We start from the raw sequence: 17,550 nt of genomic DNA, 5'->3' as shown, positions 1-17,550 counted from the left end.
GGTTCCTTATTTTCCGTGTTTAATGTAATCTAAGATGGCGTTAAATTCATGGCTCTTAGCAAACTCAGCGGCGGCGCTGATGTCATCGGGGAAAGAGCCGATCCCGATGGGTTCTGAGAGACTGAGAAGCTCGGAAGCCGTTTCCTTTGCGGCTGCGGCGCCGCAGTACAGATCCAAGACCATGCAGCCCCATGCGTCCTCCATGGCGTTATGAGACTTCCCCATGCGGTAGTGCGGGTAATGCTGCCGCACCTCGGGGGTATTCAGGGCATCGGTCAGCTTCATGCGGGGGTTTTGCGTGATGCTCATAAACCGGGTCATGACATCGTGAATGTCCGTGTTCTCAAAGAAACGGCAGAGAAAGGACGCGTCAAACTGAGCGTTATAGGCGGCGAAGATCCTGTCCCGGAATATGCTCCGAAGCTCGTTCTCCAGAGAATCGAGAGTCGGAGCGTCCTTCACCATTTCCGGGGAGATGCCGTTTATCATCTGAGCCTCCTCCCACGATGCGTGGCGCAGGGGCCGCACATAGGTGCAGAGCTCCCAGTTTGCCGCGCTGTCGCATATGGCAATCTGGATCACCTCATCGGTTTTCGGATCCAGTCCCGTGGTTTCTACATCAACGTAGCATTTTTCCTTCATTGCTTCTTTTCCTCGTTTATCATGGGCTTGCCGTTTGCATCCTTGAATTTAAGCTTGCAGTTCGGGTAACCGGAACAGCACCACCAGAAGGAGCCCTTCATGATCTTGCTGGCCAGCCGCATCAGCGGTTTTCCGCACCGCGGACACTTGTACTTGCTGTCCAGGGGGCGGTTTTCAAATTCAATGGAAAGGTTCTTTGATTCCTTCTTGTAGATGATTTTTCCGGAGAACACCTTGCCGGTTTTGAGACTCTTGAACTTTTTATCAAGCACCTTACCGGTTCCGGCTAAAGCGTTTTTAAGGTCGGTATCTGTCAGGCTGTAGGAAAACATCTCCTTGGAGAGCTTTACGCCTCACTCATCGCAGCACCAGCTGAACTTTTTGGAATACAGGGGTTTACCGCATTCGGGGCATTTAAAGTCAGTGGGAGTCCCCTTGTATTCTCCCGGCACATAGTTCTCCTTGGCCTTGGTGACTTCGGTAAGAACGAAGTCGCAGATCCTGCGTTCAAAATCATGCGGCTGGGCGCCTTCGGAGATCAGGCTGAGATCCCGTTCCCACAGGGCGGTGGTAACGGCAGAAGTAAGGGATTCGGAGACTTCTTTGAGAAGATTCCGGCCTTCGGGAGTGCTGACAATGAACTTGCCTTCCTCCCGGATAAATTTCGCCTTCAGTTTTTCAATGATGGTGGCCCGGGTGGCGCTGGTTCCGATGCCGTCGCCGTCACGCAGGATCTTTTTGATTTCCGGATCGTCGATATACTGATAGACGTTAGCCATGGCCTTTATCAGAGAGCCTTCGGTAAATTTCGGCGGGGCTTTTGTCCTTTTTGTCTGCGAGGATACCGAGAGGCATTTCACATGGTCGCCCTCCCGGACGATTGGAAGCTCCTGAAGTTCCTCCTTCTCCTCCCCGCCGTCGTCATAGACAGATTTCCATCCCTGATTTTCCACCACAGTTCCCCGGGACTCGAAGGTGTAATTTCTGACCTGAGTTCTGATCACGGTTTTGCGAACCCGGGAAGCCGGATAAAACTGGGCAATGTAGTTACGGCATACCAGATCGAAGATCTTTCGCTCATCCTCTCCGATCTGGGTAATGTCGGATTCGCAGGGATCGGCAGAAACCGGGATAATGGCGTGGTGGGCCGTGGTTTTATCCGTGTTCCATGTTCTTGAGTGAATGGAGGGATCCGCTCCCGCGATTTCCTTTGTGAGATCCGGAAGGAGCCTTTTGATGGTTTCCAGAACACTTGCGGCATCGGCGTACTGATTCTCCGGAAGATATTTGCTGTCAGTGCGGGGATAGGACTGAAACTTCATCTCGTAGAGAGACTGACAAAGCTCTAGCGTTCTTTTTGCGGAAAACCCGAATTTGGCGGAGGCCGCAGCCGTGATGTCGGCAAGATTGAGGCCCAAAGGCTGCTGAATCTCCTTTTCCTCGCAGGAACAGGCGGTGATTTCGGAGTCAGCACCGGAGCATTCCGCGGAGATTTTGTCGGCTACGCTTTTGTCAGTGAGTCTCCCTTCATGGTCAGTGCCTTCCTGTAATTCATCGGGAATAAATTTCCCCTTGTAGGATCCGAAATCTGCCCAAAGCTCGTAATAATCGGCGGGCCTGAAATTCTCGATCTCAAGATCCCGGTCAGCGACCAGCTGCAACGTGGGAGTCATTACTCGGCCCACATTTGAGAGGTGATGATTGGCGATTGAGTAGGCCCGCGAAAGATTGATGCCTACCAGCCAGTCAGCTCTTCTCCGGTATTCGGCAGCGTTGCACATGCCCTGATAAGCGTCATTGGGCTTCAGATTGTTCAGGGCGTTTTCGATTGATTTCCGGTCAATGGCATTTGCCCAGTACCGCAGGTAGGTTTTGGGCTTGTTGGGAGATTCCCAGATAATTTCATCAATAAGGAGCTGCCCTTCTCTGTCGGGATCTCCGGCGTTTACCACCACATCGGCTTTTCCGATAAGCTCTTCTATAAGTTCTGTCTGTTCGCGTTTTCCGGGATCCTTATTGAGGATCCATGTTTCCGGAAATACCGGAAGCTCCTCGAACCGCCACACTTTTTTGCCGTTCTTGCCCGTAGGAACTTCTGCCGGAGTATATTCATCAAGTCCGGCCATCTGATACATATGTCCGGAAGCCCAGGTAACGTAGGTTTCAGCGCTGTCTGAGCATTTGATATAGCCGGTCTCGGCGCTTTTGATGCCGATGACACAGGCAATAGCCCTGCCCACGCTGTTTTTTTCCGCAATAATAAGTCTCATTTCTGCCTCCTAAAACGTGATTGCCGGAGTGAGCCTGCTTACCACATCGCTGGTACGGAGCAGGCCGAAATACCGGGAATCGAAGCTGTTAGGGCGATCCGTTAACACGAGAAGATCGCCGTCCGCTAATGTGCCTTCAAAAGACCACACCGGAAGAAGCCGCCCTTTTGAATCGGAGCTTTTGGCCCTGCTGTTGGGGATCAGGGTGTCATTTACGGTTATTCCGAAAGCCGTGGTTTTAACCGTGTCGCCCTCGCAGGCGGCCACGCGTTTGATTAAGGGAGTTACCCAGCATTGCCGGTCTCCGTCCATTAAATACCTGCGATTCAGGGCCTCCTCCAGAAGCGGAGTCTTTTCCGGACACAGGAGCACAATGTCACCGGCATGAAGCGTTCTGGAGACCTGATGCTTTCTGTAAAGCCCGGGAGGCATTGATGAAGTCCAGTTCTGCACGTAATGCTCTCTCGTATATGCGAGAGCCAGCAAAGTCAGGCAAAACACGCCTACGATGCCGCAGATATGAATTAGGGATGCCTTACTTTTCATCGGTGGATTCATACTTGTACTCGCCAAGCTCCTCTATGGTTTCAGGCAGAGGTTTGCCCTCAAATTTTGCGTTTTCGTTCTCTTTATCGGCTTTTTCCTTGGCAACAGTGGGGATTACCTTGCCTGCGTCATATTCCTTAAGCTCCGGTTCTTCATCGTCAAAGGGATTGTCATCCACTTCCGTGAATTGGGCCTTGGTTTCGGCTTTGAGATCCTCATTGGGGTCATAGTCGCGATCCTTTGCCAAGATAAAATCGGAATTGTCCGGAGCCGCGATCCTTGAGCGATCCCTGAATACGCTGTCCATGAAATACAGGGGCTGCTTCCCGTAAATGGCCGGAAAACCCGCAACAAAAATCAGCATGTCTCCGGCCTCGATGATGTCTCCCTTGTCGTTCTTCTTGGGAGAAGGGAGCCTCATGCACTCATCAGGAGTCAGCAGGGGTCTCTGCACCTCCTGAATTGTCCTGGACGTTGAAACGTTGAAGCCGCTCCCGCTCTTGGTAATGGATTCCTTTACGATGGTTGTCTGTCCGGTAAGCTCGGATAGGTATTTGGCGGTGTCCATGCGGTTCGGGGGATAGGCGTTTTGAATGTGGCAGTTAGACGTGATCGACTCTTCCTGCCCGTAGCCGCTTTCGTTAGATTTGAGCTGAGAAAGATCCTGACAAATGAGGTAGCACTTGATGCCGTAACCGGCCACAAAGGCCAGAGATTCCTGCATTACGTCCAGCTTGCCAAGAGAAGGAAATTCATCGAGCATCATGAGGAGGCGGTGTTTGTTAGCCCGTACCATGCGGCCCTTCTCCACCTTCATTTTGTCGGCCAGCAAACGCACTACCATGTTTACGAAAATCCTTACCAGCGGCTTCAGTCTGCCCTTGTCGGAAGGCTGGGTAACGATATAGACGGAAACGGCAGAATGACAATTCATGATGTCTTTGATTTTGAAATCGGATCTTGAGGTATTCGCGGAGACGATATCATCGCGATAAAGAGCGAGGTTTGATTTCACGGTGGAAAGCACGGAACCAGCTTCCTCATTGGGCCGGTCAAGCTGATCCTTGGCTGCTGCGGCAACAACGCTGTGCCCGGTATCGATCATTTCCTGCCAGAGTTCCTTGATATCCCGCTTCGGGTCAGAAAGAAGCCGGTCGATTTGCTGGATGGTGGCGGGATAATTCGGATCCTTTTGCTTCTTGATCAGCACAAACAGGATTAATCCGGTGTACATGGCAAAGGCGGTCTTTTTCCAATGGCTGTCCGGCCCTTCGAGGCCCTTCCCGTCCGGATCGACTATCATGTTGGCGAGGTTCTGAGCGTCTCCGGTTTCATGGGAGGTGCCGAAGCGGATCTCAGCTATGGGATTCCATGAGGCGCTGGTTACGGAGGCAGGCTCGAATCTGATGGTCTTCTGTTTCAGGCTGTTATGGCGATATCCCGCGGTGAGGCTCCAGAGCTCCCCTTTGAGGTCAGTGATCACGGCTGATTCGTTCCAAGACAGGAGCGTCGGTATGACTAAGCCGACACCTTTGCCGGATCTGGTGGGCGCATAGGTGAGAATATGCTCGGGGCCGGAGTGTCTTAAATATACCGTTTTGCCGTCCTTGCCCTTATAGGCGCCGACATAGACATACGGCTCCTTGTCGGTCTTGGGATCGGAATTCTGGATAAGCCCCGCCCTCTTAATATCCTCGATATCGGCCCAGCGAGCGGAACCGTGCAGCGTTTTAAGGCCATGGAGCTTGTTCTTCACCATCATGACGATCCCGAAAACCATAACCGTCAGCAAGAGCCAGATGCTGAAGGCCAGTTTTACCGGCTTTTCAAAGAGCTCGATCTGATCCTGATGTTCGCCCCGCCAGACGAATATCTGCCAGGGACAGTAAACATGATTGAAAAGCCGTCCGGAAAGACCGTCCCAGTAATGGACGGAATACGCAAAATACTGCGTGGCGAAGGTCATGGCAGTTAATGCGGCAGCGATAAACGCCGCAAGGATGCCAACCTTGAATCCGATGCTCTCGCCCTGCTTCTTTTCGTTACGCAAGTTTTCGGGTATGGCCATTACTCAATCACCTCTTCGGTAAATTCCTGAGAAAACTCTTCTTCAGCGAAATCCTGTTCTTCCTGTAATTCTTCTTTAATCTCCGCGTCCGCGGGGGGCGCTTCCTCAGGAACCTTTTCGGCAGGATCCTCTGCCGGGGTCAGTTCCTCCGGAAGCACCTCGGCGGTTAACGACTCATCTTCGGGTATTAGGGATAATGTCATCCCGTCGCAGAGTTCCACCATTTGGCTCTTGTTCTGGCTGTCGTATATGATCTGGAACATCCTTGTGCAGTAGCACCTGAGGTGCTTCCTTGTCAGGAACTGCCACATTGCCGATTTGCACTTCCGGCAGGCGCAGTTCTCGATGTTTTGTAATGATTGCCCCGACATTTCTAAATCTGTCAGCGTAACGCTGAAGAATGTCTCGGAGAGCGGATTGGGCCTTTGCGATAGGTCTGAGATTGATTGTGAGTCCATATTGTCTGGTCTGTCCTGCGGTTACGCCCTTCAGGGGTGTTTTGGATAAGAGGAATCGGTCTGAATTTACGCGGTAACAATAGTTTCGGTAGATGATGCTCATGGCGCCGCCTGCGGAAACATAGTCCTTTACGCCCTGCTTCAGCACGGCGTTAAGTTCGGAAACGGGGATTGGGGTTATCTGCTGCGGCGTTCCCCTTTTCTCTAAAACCGTCTGCGCTTTGAGATTTCCATTGAGAGCTTCCCGTTGCAGCCAGCTTCTGTAGGTAATGGCGGAAGCGTTTTTGAGCTTTTTCTTACGGGCTTCCTCCCGGCGATAGGAGATCTGATCCAAGAGTCTGAGATACTTCATCACATACGCGGCTGTCTCGCTGTCTTCATCAGACAGGCGGAGGATCTGATACTCAAGTTCATGGCTGTGATGCTTTTTAAGGTCTTTTATGCTGTCCTGATAAGCCGATATCTTATTGTTGCGTTCTTCGGTGTATTCAATATAGAGTTCAAGAGAATCCTTGGTTTTGACCAGGGGCTTCTTCTCGTAGGAAACAATGGGCTTCTTATGAGAGGCGATAACAGAGTCCTGAAATTCGCCCAGACGGGATTCAAGATTGCTGATGCTGAAGGAATGCGATACCGTGGATGCTTTGCATTTCATATTCCCGTCATTGGAAATAAATATAAGCCCGTTTCCGCGTTTCTTAATGGTTACGCCGATTTTGGAAAGATTGCGGTGCAAATCTTCCCATGATTTGGCATTTTCAATTACTATCTTTCTACCCCGAATATAGGACGCAAAACTTTCAATTCCGGAAAAAGCTTCCATGTTATCCACGTTATTCTGAGATTTGCTTTTCTTCGGATTATGATTTGTCTGTTTCAGACTGTGTTCGTTTTCAAGTTCCATGGCAATGCGGGCCATGATTTTTTCATCGCCAAGAACTTCCTTGTGCATGTGATAATCAGCAGGATCAACTCTGTTTATCGCGAGATGAATATGAAAGTTATCAGTGTCGTGATGCGCTACGGAAATATACTGACAATTCTCAAAACCTAAAGAAGAAAGACATTTCTTTTCAAAATCCTCGCGTTCCGCTAAAGTGGGAATCTTATCAGTCCGGTCAAATGACAGTAATAAATGAAGAGTCTTGTTTTTTACCCGCGGATCAATATTCATTTTCTGAACTCTTTCAATATCCAGCAATGCAATATCAAAGTCTTCATTGTCAATGCAGTTACGGATGATTACATCCCCGACTCTGTTATCCCTGCCCTGAGAATCGGTAATGTATTTGGCAAGTCCTGCGAATGAAGGCGTTATGCCGGTTCTTGGGTCTATCTTTTTAATTATCATGGATAAGCTTCAGCTCTTTCATGCGAGTTAACAGTTCGTCAGAAGTATTGAATTCACCGCCGCCGGATTTTTGCTGTAATATTTCAAGATTATGCGGCCACTCATTGATTGAGCATGTTCTGATTTTATAATGCTCCTGTTCTGACATAAGTGAATATGACAATTCATAATTACCGCAATCAAAAGGATCGCTGCAAGTACCGACACATCTTGATATGGAAAATATACTATCCGGGGTATGGAAGCTATACCACAGATTAATATGAGGACAGCCTGCGACTACATCATCTAAGTTGTGAATGCTCAGAAGGATTTCCGTATTGTCAGGATTTAAGATATTAAAAAGCTCTGGTTCTACTTCAGAGAAAACATCATTCAAATCAGTCAGGCAGTCATAATCAATATTCAATATCTCGGATAAGCTCCATAAAGAAACATTATGATCGTTTAGAACATCGTCTAACAGAACAAAATGCTCACCTTCCTTGCGTTCGGTATTTGACTGATTTCTGACCTTATAGCTGGCGGCTTTTTCCAGGCTTTCCGGATGATTAAATAGATAAAATGTCTCCAGTGATTCAGAGTAAAGATATTTCGATAACTTACCGGCTATTTCACCTACAGTTACATATTCGTACTTCTTCATGATGACTAACTTCTCCTTAATAATGATTTTGCGGTCTTTTTCAGGAAATCACGGTCGTCCTGCAAAGAGAGAATAAGCCGTCTGATTTCCTCCTTTGTTAAAACATCCTGCTTTGGTTCTCTGAGGTAAATCTTCAGCATGCCGGTAAGCTTGCCGATATTGCCGCTGGCGGCGAGAATTGCTTTTACTGTTTCATCGCTGTTCAGAGCCGTCTTGTTAAACATGACCATCTGGCGGCAGTAGCCGGACGTGGAGCAATGAACCTCCTTTGCCCGCTCCTTCAGTTCCTCTTTTTCCCTGCCGGTAACAAACACCTTAACGAAGGTCATCTTCTCGCTGTTCTCACCCATAACCATCCTCCGGCTTCGCAGAACAAGATTGACGTTGAGCTCCGCAGGGAGCGAATAAGGCACGCCATGCGGGTACCACGGTACCGTATGGCCTATCTTGCCATGAATTACTGTTTTACTCTATTGTACGATAGTTTACTTTAGCACACAACAAAAGTAACTGAAATTCTGCAAAGTAAACTAATGTTCTGCATTGTAAAGCAAGATTCTATAAGGTTTTTCAAGATTTTGTACAGTTCTGCAAAGTGTAATGCGTGTAAATTAGAAGTGTGCAAAGTTGCCTAAAGTTCTATCAAATTATACAAAGTATGACAATATTCACATACTGTATGATAAAATAAAGCAAAGTTAACAGCTATAGGCAAACAGTAGATTATGATGCGCTGGTAACGACGGCGATAAGGGAGGCCTGAATTGATGGATGAACAGGAGCTTAGAAGGCTATCAGAACAGATGGACAAGTTTGACCAAACCAGAAAATCGCGGAGGAATCAGGTACTCTTCATAGTTAAGAAATACTGGCCCTTTATCTGCAAGGAGCGGGATGCCGGAAGATCCCTGAGACAGATATTTGAGTTTATCAAATCATCTGATACCGGAATGATTGGCACTTATACGCGGTTTACTCAGGTCGTTAAAGGGCTTGATGAAGAGAAATACCCCAGCAGGTTGCAGGATGAAAAATCAGGAAAAGCCGATGATAATTCCAATTCCGTCAACGGAATTTCAAAACCTGCGGTTTCCGGCGAGCGTAACGCTGCCAAAAAGGAAGTTATTTCATCAGTAAGGGATGCATTATCCCCGGAACAGATAAAGAAAATTATGGAGGATGCCAGCAAAATCAGCGAGAAAAGATAAAGTGATTAACAGGTTAGCAAAAGTTTGGAATTTCAATTTAATAAAGGACGTATATGAGAATTCATGTTTTAATGCAGCAAAAAGGCGGTGTCGGGAAATCATTTGTTTCAGTGATGTTTAATCAATACCTGCAATCAATGGGCAAGAAGGTACTGGGAATCGATACTGATCCGCTTAATGATACCTTTCATCAGTTTCAGTCCCTCAATGTCAAACTGATTAAAATCTGCAACAATAACGGCGAGATCGAATCTGAAAACTTTGACCAGATTATTGATTTAATCATGAATAATGATGATGCCACTGATGTCATTATTGACAATGGCAGCAGCGATTTTATCCCCTTGATTAACTACATCAAGACCACGCAGATCTTTGAAATGCTGAAGGATATGGGGCATGAAATAATCGTGCATTCCATAATCGCAGGCGGTCAGGCATTGTCGGAAACAATGCTGGGACTGGTGGCTCTTCTTCAGCAGTTTGACAATCCTGATCTGTACTCGGTTGTTGTATGGCTCAATCCGTTTAATGGGTATATTGACATGGAAGGGTTTACCGGCGGCTCTGCTTATCAGATGTATAAGGATTCCATAAAAGGGATTGTTCTTCTGCCAACCTTCTCTGATATGTTCAACAGAGATATTACTGAATGCATGTCCGCAAGAACATTGTTTGATGAATATATCAATAACAAGGAGAAGCATATAATGAAACGGCAGAGAATAACCATTGCCAAACGTAAATTCTTTGAAGCAATTTCTTCAGGAATTGGGGAGTTCTGATAAATGACTGACCCTGAAATTGACAATAAAATCAGGGAGTTAATAGGTGTCATTGCAAGTAAAAATGGGATTCTGTTAGATAAAAACGATCCCATTCTTGTTCAGGTTACAATATGGATTTACCTTTGCCGAAAACTCCAGGATACAATCAGCGAAGCACAGAATTCGGTTATAGATGCAAGTCTTCAGAAGTTTGAATCGGTTATTGATGCAAACCTTACAAATGCAACCCAGAATTATGAAACGGAGATAGAGAAATACAAAGATGAACTAAGAGATGATCTTAAACAAACGGCCAATAAAATCGTAAAATCGGCTGTAGAATACCTTAATCGGCACAGCCTGATTGAAATTAAAAAGGAGCTGAAACAGGAGAATCAAGAAATAAGAAGAAGTATCAAGGAACATAACAGCAGCAGCGGCGTAATACTGGCGATACTGCTTATCCAAGTATTCTCCGTTGCGCTTATGCTGTTTTTAGTCCTGAGAATTTATAACTAAGCTGGAGATCAACTCTGATACAGTTATTCTGAATAACACCCGCCTGATTAGCGGGTGACAGAGGTTTCCAGATTAGAATATTACAGATTTACCCATAATGCGGGCCGAACAACATTTCTATCAAAAGTGACGAAGTCACCGCTATTGAAAACTATGCCGGGCGCATAAATATACGCAGCTCCCTGCAAACTGCCTGACGACCGTAGCCACCAAGCACAACAGCCTATGTATTCATTTACCAGACTTGCTTGCCAAGCACCTTTTTCTACTGCATAAGGCGTTGGCACACATTTTCGGGCATTAGCCCCCAATAAATGTTGATATTTATAGTAAAACTCTTTAACATCAGAAGGAGTAAAGCACCGTAAATCACAGACATTATTGCATGAGATAACTATAAATTATACATATATGCTTGGAAAGCATAAAGATGTCAGACATGATTTGGAACAAAGGACACGTTATGTCAGAAACTGAAGTTAAATTGTTGAATTCTCCGTATGGCGTAGTTGCTTATGACAGTTTTAAACTGCGAAATCGCGCTTATGTAGACAAAAGCGGAATGATCCTGCATCTTGATCAGGATAACATGACACCGTATCCTGTCCTGCTGCGTCCGAGACGCTTCGGAAAGAGCACCTTTGTCCAAATGCTCAAGTGTTTTTACGATATCTCCTATGAGAGCAGATATGAGGAATTGTTTTCCGAGACTGCCATATATAAAGAGCATCCGAAAAGCCACAACAAATATCATGTGCTGGATTTTGATTTTTCCCGGGTAGGCACCCGGAGCAATACCGTAATGTATGACAGTTTTTTTTCGGCAGTGGCTGTCGGTATAAACGATTTTAAGAATAGATATCCTGATTTCGTTTTTAACTATGACAATCTGGATAAGTCAGATTCAGTTACCCTGTTCAACAATTTCATTGCTGCCTATATTAGATATTCCAAAAAAAGCAGACTTTATGTAATGATCGATGAGTATGATAATTTTGCCAACCAGATTCTGTCTCAGGATTTTGAACTGTTTAAAACGATTACCGGTGATCGCGGCTTTCTCAAAGAGTTTTATGCGGCAATCAAGGCAGCAACAACAAACGGCATCACAAAAACCTTCATTACGGGGGTGTCATCCGTATCACTGGATTCTCTTACATCCGGGTTCAACATTGCGCTGAATGTTACTTCTGATGAATGCTTTAACGAGTATGCCGGATTCACTGAGGACGAGCTTAAAAAGATCATTCCGGAACTGGTCGATATAGAAAGCATCGGTGTAACTGCGGATGAAGTAATTGCCAGAATGAGACCTGTATATGATGGCTACTGTTTCAGCAGATTTGCAAAGCATACGTTGTACAATTCATCCATGTGTCTGTATTATCTCGGCGAAATGCGCAAAGCTAAAGTATTTCTTGCACCGGAAAAATACATGGATCCTGCATCGGATCATGACAGCTCAAAGCTTCAGCAGCTTTTTGACATTGCCGAAGACGGTCTGGCAGACAATATTATGGACACATACCTTGCCGAGGACACGTTCTATCTTGAGAATCTTGCCCAGAACATCAATTTAAACAAATCGGCCAAGTATGATGAAGCGCAGCTGCTGTCCATGCTGTACTATCTTGGTTATCTTACAATTGATCCTGCGTTATCGAATCAGGACGCCCTCACACTGAAAATTCCGAATCTGTTCATGTCGAAGCTGTTTGCTAAATGCACGGCGGAACTCAGGTTAAAGCCCAGCGACATTTTTAGGGAGCAGAAATTGGATACAGCTCCTCTACTTGATGGCGCTTCTGATATATCAGCATTTGCAGATTCCTGCACCGCTTTTTTAAGCACGATCTTCACCAATCAGGTTCTTACCCACATGAGCGAAATGGCGCTTAATCTGGTGCTCCACACCAAACTGAGTTCCGTTAGAGGTGTTGTCGCCGAACTGCAGAAACCGCTGCGGGTTCCCGGTAAGGGCGAAAAGTTTGCGGATCTGGTGCTCACCATAAACCGAGGAAAGAGAAACGAATGCATTTACCTTATTGAGCTCAAGTACGCTGCCAAAAAGGATGCCACAGAATCCAGAATTGAAAGTCTGAAAAAGGAAGCAATCGAACAGGTCGGCACCTACAAATCAGCTCTTGAATTCAAGGATAAGAACGTCATGGCTTATGCCATGATATTTTCGGGATCGGAATGTGTGTACTGCGGCTGATGAGGAAACTGATATGGTTATCCGAACTGGCTACGCTTTGTAGGATAATACCATGCGAGCATTGGAGAACCGGAGTTGAAGCGGAACTCCTCATAACCGCAGGATTTTTTTGTCCTCCATCTGTTCCCTGATATTCCTATGTGAAAAACGCATACGAGGCCATCATAGACATGAAGACCTTTCAGTTTGTGCAGGAAGAGATCGCAAGATGCGGGAACTCGGGGTTCTGGCTAATAAGAGCCTGAACATCACCTGCTTTACGGGAAAGATCAAGTTCGGGCTCTGCGGCAGAGAAAATCCCCGAAAAGTCACTGAAGCAGATCTCCTCTGAAGTTCTCGGTCTTGATGAGTTTGACGAGAAGATATTTGCGGAGCGGATCATGGCATTACAGCCCCCTCCCACGAGCTTCTTGTCTCCCGTCTGATCGACGGCGCCAAGACCGCCAGAGAGTGGAAAATCAGACCTCCTTTATTCTTCTCATAATTTGATTTTTCTTCTCAAATAAAGCAGAATTAGAAGAAAAGCGATTAAATGAGAAGAAAAGATGAATGATGAGAACGTTTGATTACAGCTCACTGGAACAGAAACAATGGGGAACTGATATCCTTAATCTTGTGGCCAGAATTCATGAATGCAAGGGCCGGCAGGACTTATTTGTTAGACAGAAACCTGCTGAGCTTGATCGATTGGCGGAAATTGCCAAAATTCAAAGCACCGAGGCCTCGAACAAGATTGAGGGGATCGTCACTTCCAATGCCAGAATGAAGCAGCTTTTCCAGGAGAAAACCACACCGCGCAACCGTGATGAGGACGAAATAATGGGCTACCGGGATGTGCTGAATACCATCCATGAAAGCCATGAATACATTCCTGTCCGTCCTTCATATCTTTTGCAGCTGCACCGGGATCTTCTTGCTAAAGCCGGATTATCCTATGGCGGTCATTTCAAGAACGTGCAGAACTACATCAGTGAAAAGCGGGCCGATGGCACGGTGTTTACCAGATTCACCCCGGTTGACCCCTTCTGCACCCCTGATGCCGTGGAAAACCTGTGTCATGCCTATGAGCAGGCTATTTCCGGTGAACGCATTGATGCCCTAATTCTGATCCCTTCATTTATCATTGATTTTCTGTGCATTCATCCGTTTAACGACGGAAACGGCAGAATGAGCAGGCTTCTTACTCTGCTGCTCCTTTATAAAAGCGGTTATGAGGTCGGTAAGTACATAAGCATTGAACGGCAGATAGAACTGACGAAGGATCGCTACTACGAAGTTCTTGAGGAGTCTGACAGAGGCTGGCACGAAGGCGGAAATGATCCCACACCGTTTATCCGATACATGCTGCAGGTCATTCTTGCCTGCTATATAGAATTTGAAAAACGTGTAGGTATTATGGATGCCAGCGGTTCCAGAAGTCTCGCCTATGACATAGTGAAGAATTATGTAAACGGAAAAATAGGCAGAATCACTGCGGCTGATGTTGTGGCCAATTGCCCTAAACTCGGAAAATCCACCGTGTTAAGGGAAATAAAAAGGCTTACAGAAGAAGGTCTCCTGATAAAACAGGGAAGCGGCAGAAGCACCTTTTACATACGTCCGGACAATTAATAGAAATCGCTCAGCCAGCGCAGTTTGCACGTGACAAGACAAAAAGACGGGGGAACTCGCGTTCCCCCCATAAGAACCTGAACAGAGCCTCTCTACGAGAAAGATCAGCACGGCATTCTATTGCTCAGACCTTCCCGGACTCCCCGATTCGCTTCTGCTGCGACTATCTCTCAGCTTGTCTTATCCGAGCATCATCTGGAGCCTAAACTCAGCACTTACCGTCAACAATCACCGTCATGCGCTTCACGGAGCCATTCTCCTCATAGGGATTATCATGCACAACATAACATCCCTGAGATGACTCCTTGACCGGGCCGCCGTTATGACCGTATTCAGTTTCATAGGAAGCGGGAAGATCAATATCTGACGGACCGATTAAAATCTGCACCTCCTGTCTATTCCATGCCTTTATCCGGTACTGCCAGTCATGCTGGCGTCTCTCAGAGGAGTCAGTTACTACATCGGCATCCACCGCATCAAGATCCAGAGCCCGGAGAATCCCGGATTCCTTGCCGGCAACAGCATCGGTGAGAACAGCCGGATAACCGAAGGAAACCGCAATGCCGTTATTTTTATTGCAGGTATCGGTGGCCGCGCCGTTTACACATACAAACTTAACCTCAGTGCCATTATTAAGGGCCGGATACTTTTCCAGACCGGCGATAATGGCCTTGCTCCGGGTAAGGTTTTCCGCGCTGCGGATGGCGGCCTTAAGACCGTTCAGCTTGGAAATCCGGGCATCTCTCTGCAGATCCATGAACTTCGGGGCTGCCGTTGCCGCCAGAATGCCCAGAATTACAATTACCACCACGAGTTCTATCAAAGTAAAACCGTTTACACGATGACTGTTCATTGTTGTCCCCCTTTGCGTCCAGCATCTGCATCTGACATCAGGCAAGTGCCAAACGTTCCCGGAAATCACTCCGGAATCTGTATTGAGCTTCTGAGCGGTATTCTGCAAGCTTAGCCGCGACAGATGAATCGCGCAGCCTTAAGCAATTTCGGAAAATCGTTACAGGAAAGCATTCTCTTAAGATTATAGCGGCAAAAAAAACAAAATTTTTGAGAATAAGCCCTCGTATTGCGACAAATAAATATTTATTTTTTAGATCGTGTCACATTTTTTACTTATCCCGGACCGGCTCAAAACGGCATGATCAAAAATCAGCCAGCCAGCCTTAAATCCCCCAGTCTAAAATCCGCGCATTTATGCGAACATTGCTAACAAATAACCGGCAGAATTGCATATTGCATTTTTACACGTAAATTTTCCCAAAAATCCTACTAAAACCCTCAATCCAGACCAGAAGCAAAAGTCCTTTTTAGCTTGTCAAAATTGTGGGCTTATTCCTCTTTGTCAGCAGTAACAGATGTTGTCCCGCTGACGGAGGAATTGTCAGCTTTTGACTGTCCGCTCTTTGACTTTTTTTCCTTTGTGTTAGCTTTAGGGAATTTGTGGAACGGGTTCGGTTCTTTACTGGAAATTCTCTTATTTTCAGCCTCGGCTATACGATCCAGATCTGCAGGGAGAACACCGCATTCCTTAAGGAACTCTTTTTGTTTCTTACTTTCGGTATGAGAGACAAAATACCGGTCGCTTTGATTGAGCCCCATCGTAATGTAGTTGATTTCCTTTGCTATTTTATTGGTAGGAAGTCCCGCCTTTTTTGCAGCTTTCAGCAGTTCATTTCGAATCACAGAGGCGATGAAACCAATGGAAATCTTGGTTTTTATCCCTGTTTCACTGTGTACTCCGGTCTTGCCGTAACCAAGCTGAGTTTTAACTATCGCAAAATCAGCTTCAACAGAGCTTCGCATGGTGTAAATTTCATTGGCTCTTCCGGCACTCATCTTTTCGGAAGTTGCAAGAGAACTGAATCCTTTTTGATCGCCGCAGATCTGTACTTTTTCCATATTTATCAGGACTGTTTTCCTGCCTTCATTTTGCTGGATTTCCATGCTTTTTTCAAATTCCTTCGGAACTTTGGCGTCTTCTCCTGAATTCAGTCTGTTCTGCAAATCCACCGCAGCATTAGAGACCTTTTTAAACCAGTTCTGCTGGCGCTCCTCGCCGTTCTGTCCGTCAAAAATCAGGGAAACATAAGCCTTATACTTATGCTGCGTAAACAGCTTAACCTTATCTTCTGATGATATCCCATAGTAAACATTGTCATTACTGTTGAATACGCTGACATTGTCTGTTTTTCTGCTGTTATCATATCTGTCCAGCATGAACTCGAATTGTCTGCTGATTTTGGATGCATATCCGGCAAGCATTGTCTTATGAGCGTTTGTATCTCCCTTGAGCATGGCAACATATTGAAGTTCATTGCTGTCAAGCATCTCAAGAACATCTTTGGTTGCAAAACCCCGGTCAACCACCACCCCTTTGACATTCATCTCATATGCTTTCAGCCATCCGATCATTTTCATGACAGCTTTGCTGTCAACTCGGCTACCCCGGTAAACATCAAAGCTTATCGGGGTTCCGTCACTGCTGTCAACGGCATAAAGATAACTCACGACCGGAACATCCTTTTTGGATTTTGCGTACCCCCGCTCGGCAATATCAACATCTGCGGCACAATCATTATTTGAGCCGTCAATTGCCAGCCAGACATCCTTTATCCCGCGTTTTTTGCAGGCTCCTGCCCATGCTGTCTTGAACCTTTCCAGCCTTTCAATATTCTCTTCCTGATTAAAAAACGAAGATAAATCCTTTCCGGATTTGAGATTGCGGGAGAACAGCAGCTGTTCAGACATGGCTGTTCTGAAGTGATCGGAAACAGCTGAATGATGGAGTATGGAATACATGCAAAAATCAAGAATCAGGTTTGCCGACTCAATTCCCATGGTTTCGTGCAGGCACCGGTACATGGAGTTCTTTTCCAGAAGAGCCAGGACAACGGCATACATCCCCATCCTCTTTATGGATTTCAGCTGCGGTTCTCCCGCCGCCTGCTGAAAAGCTTCAGGATATCTCATGCGGAAATTATGGTTGGGGTACATCCTTGTCTTGTCAATTGCCCTGCCGATAATTACATGGCTTACCCGATTATATTTCACAGCAGGATCATATTCGTTCCTGTCCTTTACAAATACACTTTGATCCTTTTTCTCGATATAGCATTTAGATGGAATGTCAACAACAATATTCCGGTAAATTGGCATACCCTGATCCCCTTACTGCCGCCACATATTCCTTTAGTAGGAATCCTACTAAAATTATATGTCAATTTTCGGGGG

17 protein-coding genes are annotated in these 17,550 nt (G+C 46.3%); 6 read left to right on the top strand and 11 right to left on the bottom strand.

The features are described from left to right. Positions 1-6: 6 nt before the first annotated feature. Genes F557_RS21415 through F557_RS0113420 form a run of 9 tightly spaced genes read right to left on the bottom strand, consistent with a single transcriptional unit; the run spans position 7 to position 8,331 of the window. Positions 7-642 carry a 3'-5' exonuclease gene (locus F557_RS21415; protein WP_019002744.1) on the bottom strand — a complete coding sequence of 212 codons (636 nt, stop codon included), beginning with the start codon at positions 640-642 and terminating at the stop codon, positions 7-9. After that, positions 639-974, bottom strand: coding sequence for a hypothetical protein (locus tag F557_RS20020; RefSeq protein ID WP_019002743.1), 336 nt, complete (start codon positions 972-974; stop codon positions 639-641). The genes F557_RS21415 and F557_RS20020 overlap by 4 nt, the downstream gene beginning before the upstream one ends. 21 nt (positions 975-995) lie before the next feature. Next, positions 996-2,912, bottom strand: a complete 1,917-nt coding sequence (locus F557_RS20015) for a DNA topoisomerase (RefSeq protein ID WP_019002742.1) — start codon at positions 2,910-2,912, stop codon at positions 996-998. Between the two features lie 9 nt (positions 2,913-2,921). Further along, positions 2,922-3,458: a conjugative transfer signal peptidase TraF gene (gene traF / locus F557_RS0113445; RefSeq protein ID WP_084761650.1), complete on the bottom strand. Its 537-nt coding sequence runs from the start codon at positions 3,456-3,458 to the stop codon at positions 2,922-2,924. Continuing rightward, the gene (locus F557_RS0113440; RefSeq protein ID WP_019002740.1) at positions 3,448-5,526 is read right to left on the bottom strand and encodes a type IV secretory system conjugative DNA transfer family protein; all 2,079 of its coding nucleotides are present in this window, start codon (positions 5,524-5,526) and stop codon (positions 3,448-3,450) included. The genes traF and F557_RS0113440 overlap by 11 nt, the downstream gene beginning before the upstream one ends. Further along, positions 5,526-5,729, bottom strand: a complete 204-nt coding sequence (locus tag F557_RS22345) for a hypothetical protein (protein ID WP_157617893.1) — start codon at positions 5,727-5,729, stop codon at positions 5,526-5,528. Before F557_RS22345 ends, F557_RS0113440 begins: the two co-directional genes overlap by 1 nt. After that, positions 5,701-7,335 (bottom strand): TraI/MobA(P) family conjugative relaxase, encoded by a 1,635-nt coding sequence (gene traI / locus F557_RS21410; RefSeq protein ID WP_019002738.1) that lies wholly within the window; start codon positions 7,333-7,335, stop codon positions 5,701-5,703. The genes F557_RS22345 and traI overlap by 29 nt, the downstream gene beginning before the upstream one ends. After that, complete coding sequence (locus F557_RS0113425; protein WP_019002737.1) at positions 7,325-7,981, bottom strand: hypothetical protein; 657 nt, start codon at positions 7,979-7,981, stop codon at positions 7,325-7,327. The genes traI and F557_RS0113425 overlap by 11 nt, the downstream gene beginning before the upstream one ends. Before the next feature lie 5 nt (positions 7,982-7,986). Continuing rightward, positions 7,987-8,331 carry a plasmid mobilization protein gene (locus F557_RS0113420; RefSeq protein WP_019002736.1) on the bottom strand — a complete coding sequence of 115 codons (345 nt, stop codon included), beginning with the start codon at positions 8,329-8,331 and terminating at the stop codon, positions 7,987-7,989. A 417-nt stretch (positions 8,332-8,748) separates the two neighbouring features. On the opposite strand from F557_RS0113420, the gene F557_RS0113415 reads away from it, so the two are divergent. The 6 genes from F557_RS0113415 to F557_RS0113390 all read left to right on the top strand — a co-directional run bounded on the left by F557_RS0113415 (position 8,749) and on the right by F557_RS0113390 (position 14,304). Beyond that, on the top strand, positions 8,749-9,189 hold the full coding sequence (locus F557_RS0113415; protein WP_019002735.1) for a hypothetical protein: 441 nt from the start codon (positions 8,749-8,751) through the stop codon (positions 9,187-9,189). 53 nt (positions 9,190-9,242) lie between these two features. Beyond that, positions 9,243-9,974 carry an AAA family ATPase gene (locus F557_RS0113410; protein ID WP_026297926.1) on the top strand — a complete coding sequence of 244 codons (732 nt, stop codon included), beginning with the start codon at positions 9,243-9,245 and terminating at the stop codon, positions 9,972-9,974. Between the two features lie 3 nt (positions 9,975-9,977). Beyond that, positions 9,978-10,475 (top strand): hypothetical protein, encoded by a 498-nt coding sequence (locus F557_RS0113405; RefSeq protein ID WP_019002733.1) that lies wholly within the window; start codon positions 9,978-9,980, stop codon positions 10,473-10,475. Between the two features lie 463 nt (positions 10,476-10,938). After that, positions 10,939-12,693, top strand: coding sequence for an AAA family ATPase (locus F557_RS0113400; protein WP_019002732.1), 1,755 nt, complete (start codon positions 10,939-10,941; stop codon positions 12,691-12,693). Positions 12,694-12,901: 208 nt separating this feature from the next. Next, positions 12,902-13,024 (top strand): hypothetical protein, encoded by a 123-nt coding sequence (locus F557_RS23505; RefSeq protein ID WP_019002731.1) that lies wholly within the window; start codon positions 12,902-12,904, stop codon positions 13,022-13,024. A gap of 218 nt (positions 13,025-13,242) precedes the next feature. Beyond that, entirely contained in the window at positions 13,243-14,304 is a 1,062-nt protein-coding gene (locus tag F557_RS0113390; protein WP_019002730.1) for a Fic family protein, read from the top strand. 208 nt (positions 14,305-14,512) lie between these two features. Here F557_RS0113390 and F557_RS21915 read toward each other — a convergent pair whose 3' ends face one another. Both F557_RS21915 and F557_RS0113380 read right to left on the bottom strand, forming a co-directional pair. After that, positions 14,513-15,157, bottom strand: coding sequence for a type II secretion system protein (locus tag F557_RS21915; protein WP_019002729.1), 645 nt, complete (start codon positions 15,155-15,157; stop codon positions 14,513-14,515). A gap of 491 nt (positions 15,158-15,648) precedes the next feature. Next, a complete protein-coding gene (locus F557_RS0113380; RefSeq protein WP_019002728.1) occupies positions 15,649-17,475 on the bottom strand; it encodes an IS1634 family transposase in 1,827 nt (608 codons plus the stop codon). Positions 17,476-17,550 lie beyond the last annotated feature (75 nt).

This window comes from Succinimonas amylolytica DSM 2873 (assembly GCF_000378405.1).
Taxonomy (GTDB): Bacteria; Pseudomonadota; Gammaproteobacteria; order Enterobacterales; family Succinivibrionaceae; genus Succinimonas; species Succinimonas amylolytica.
The sequence above is the reverse complement of the archived record's forward strand: the minus strand, read 5'-3'. Positions and strand labels throughout refer to the sequence as shown.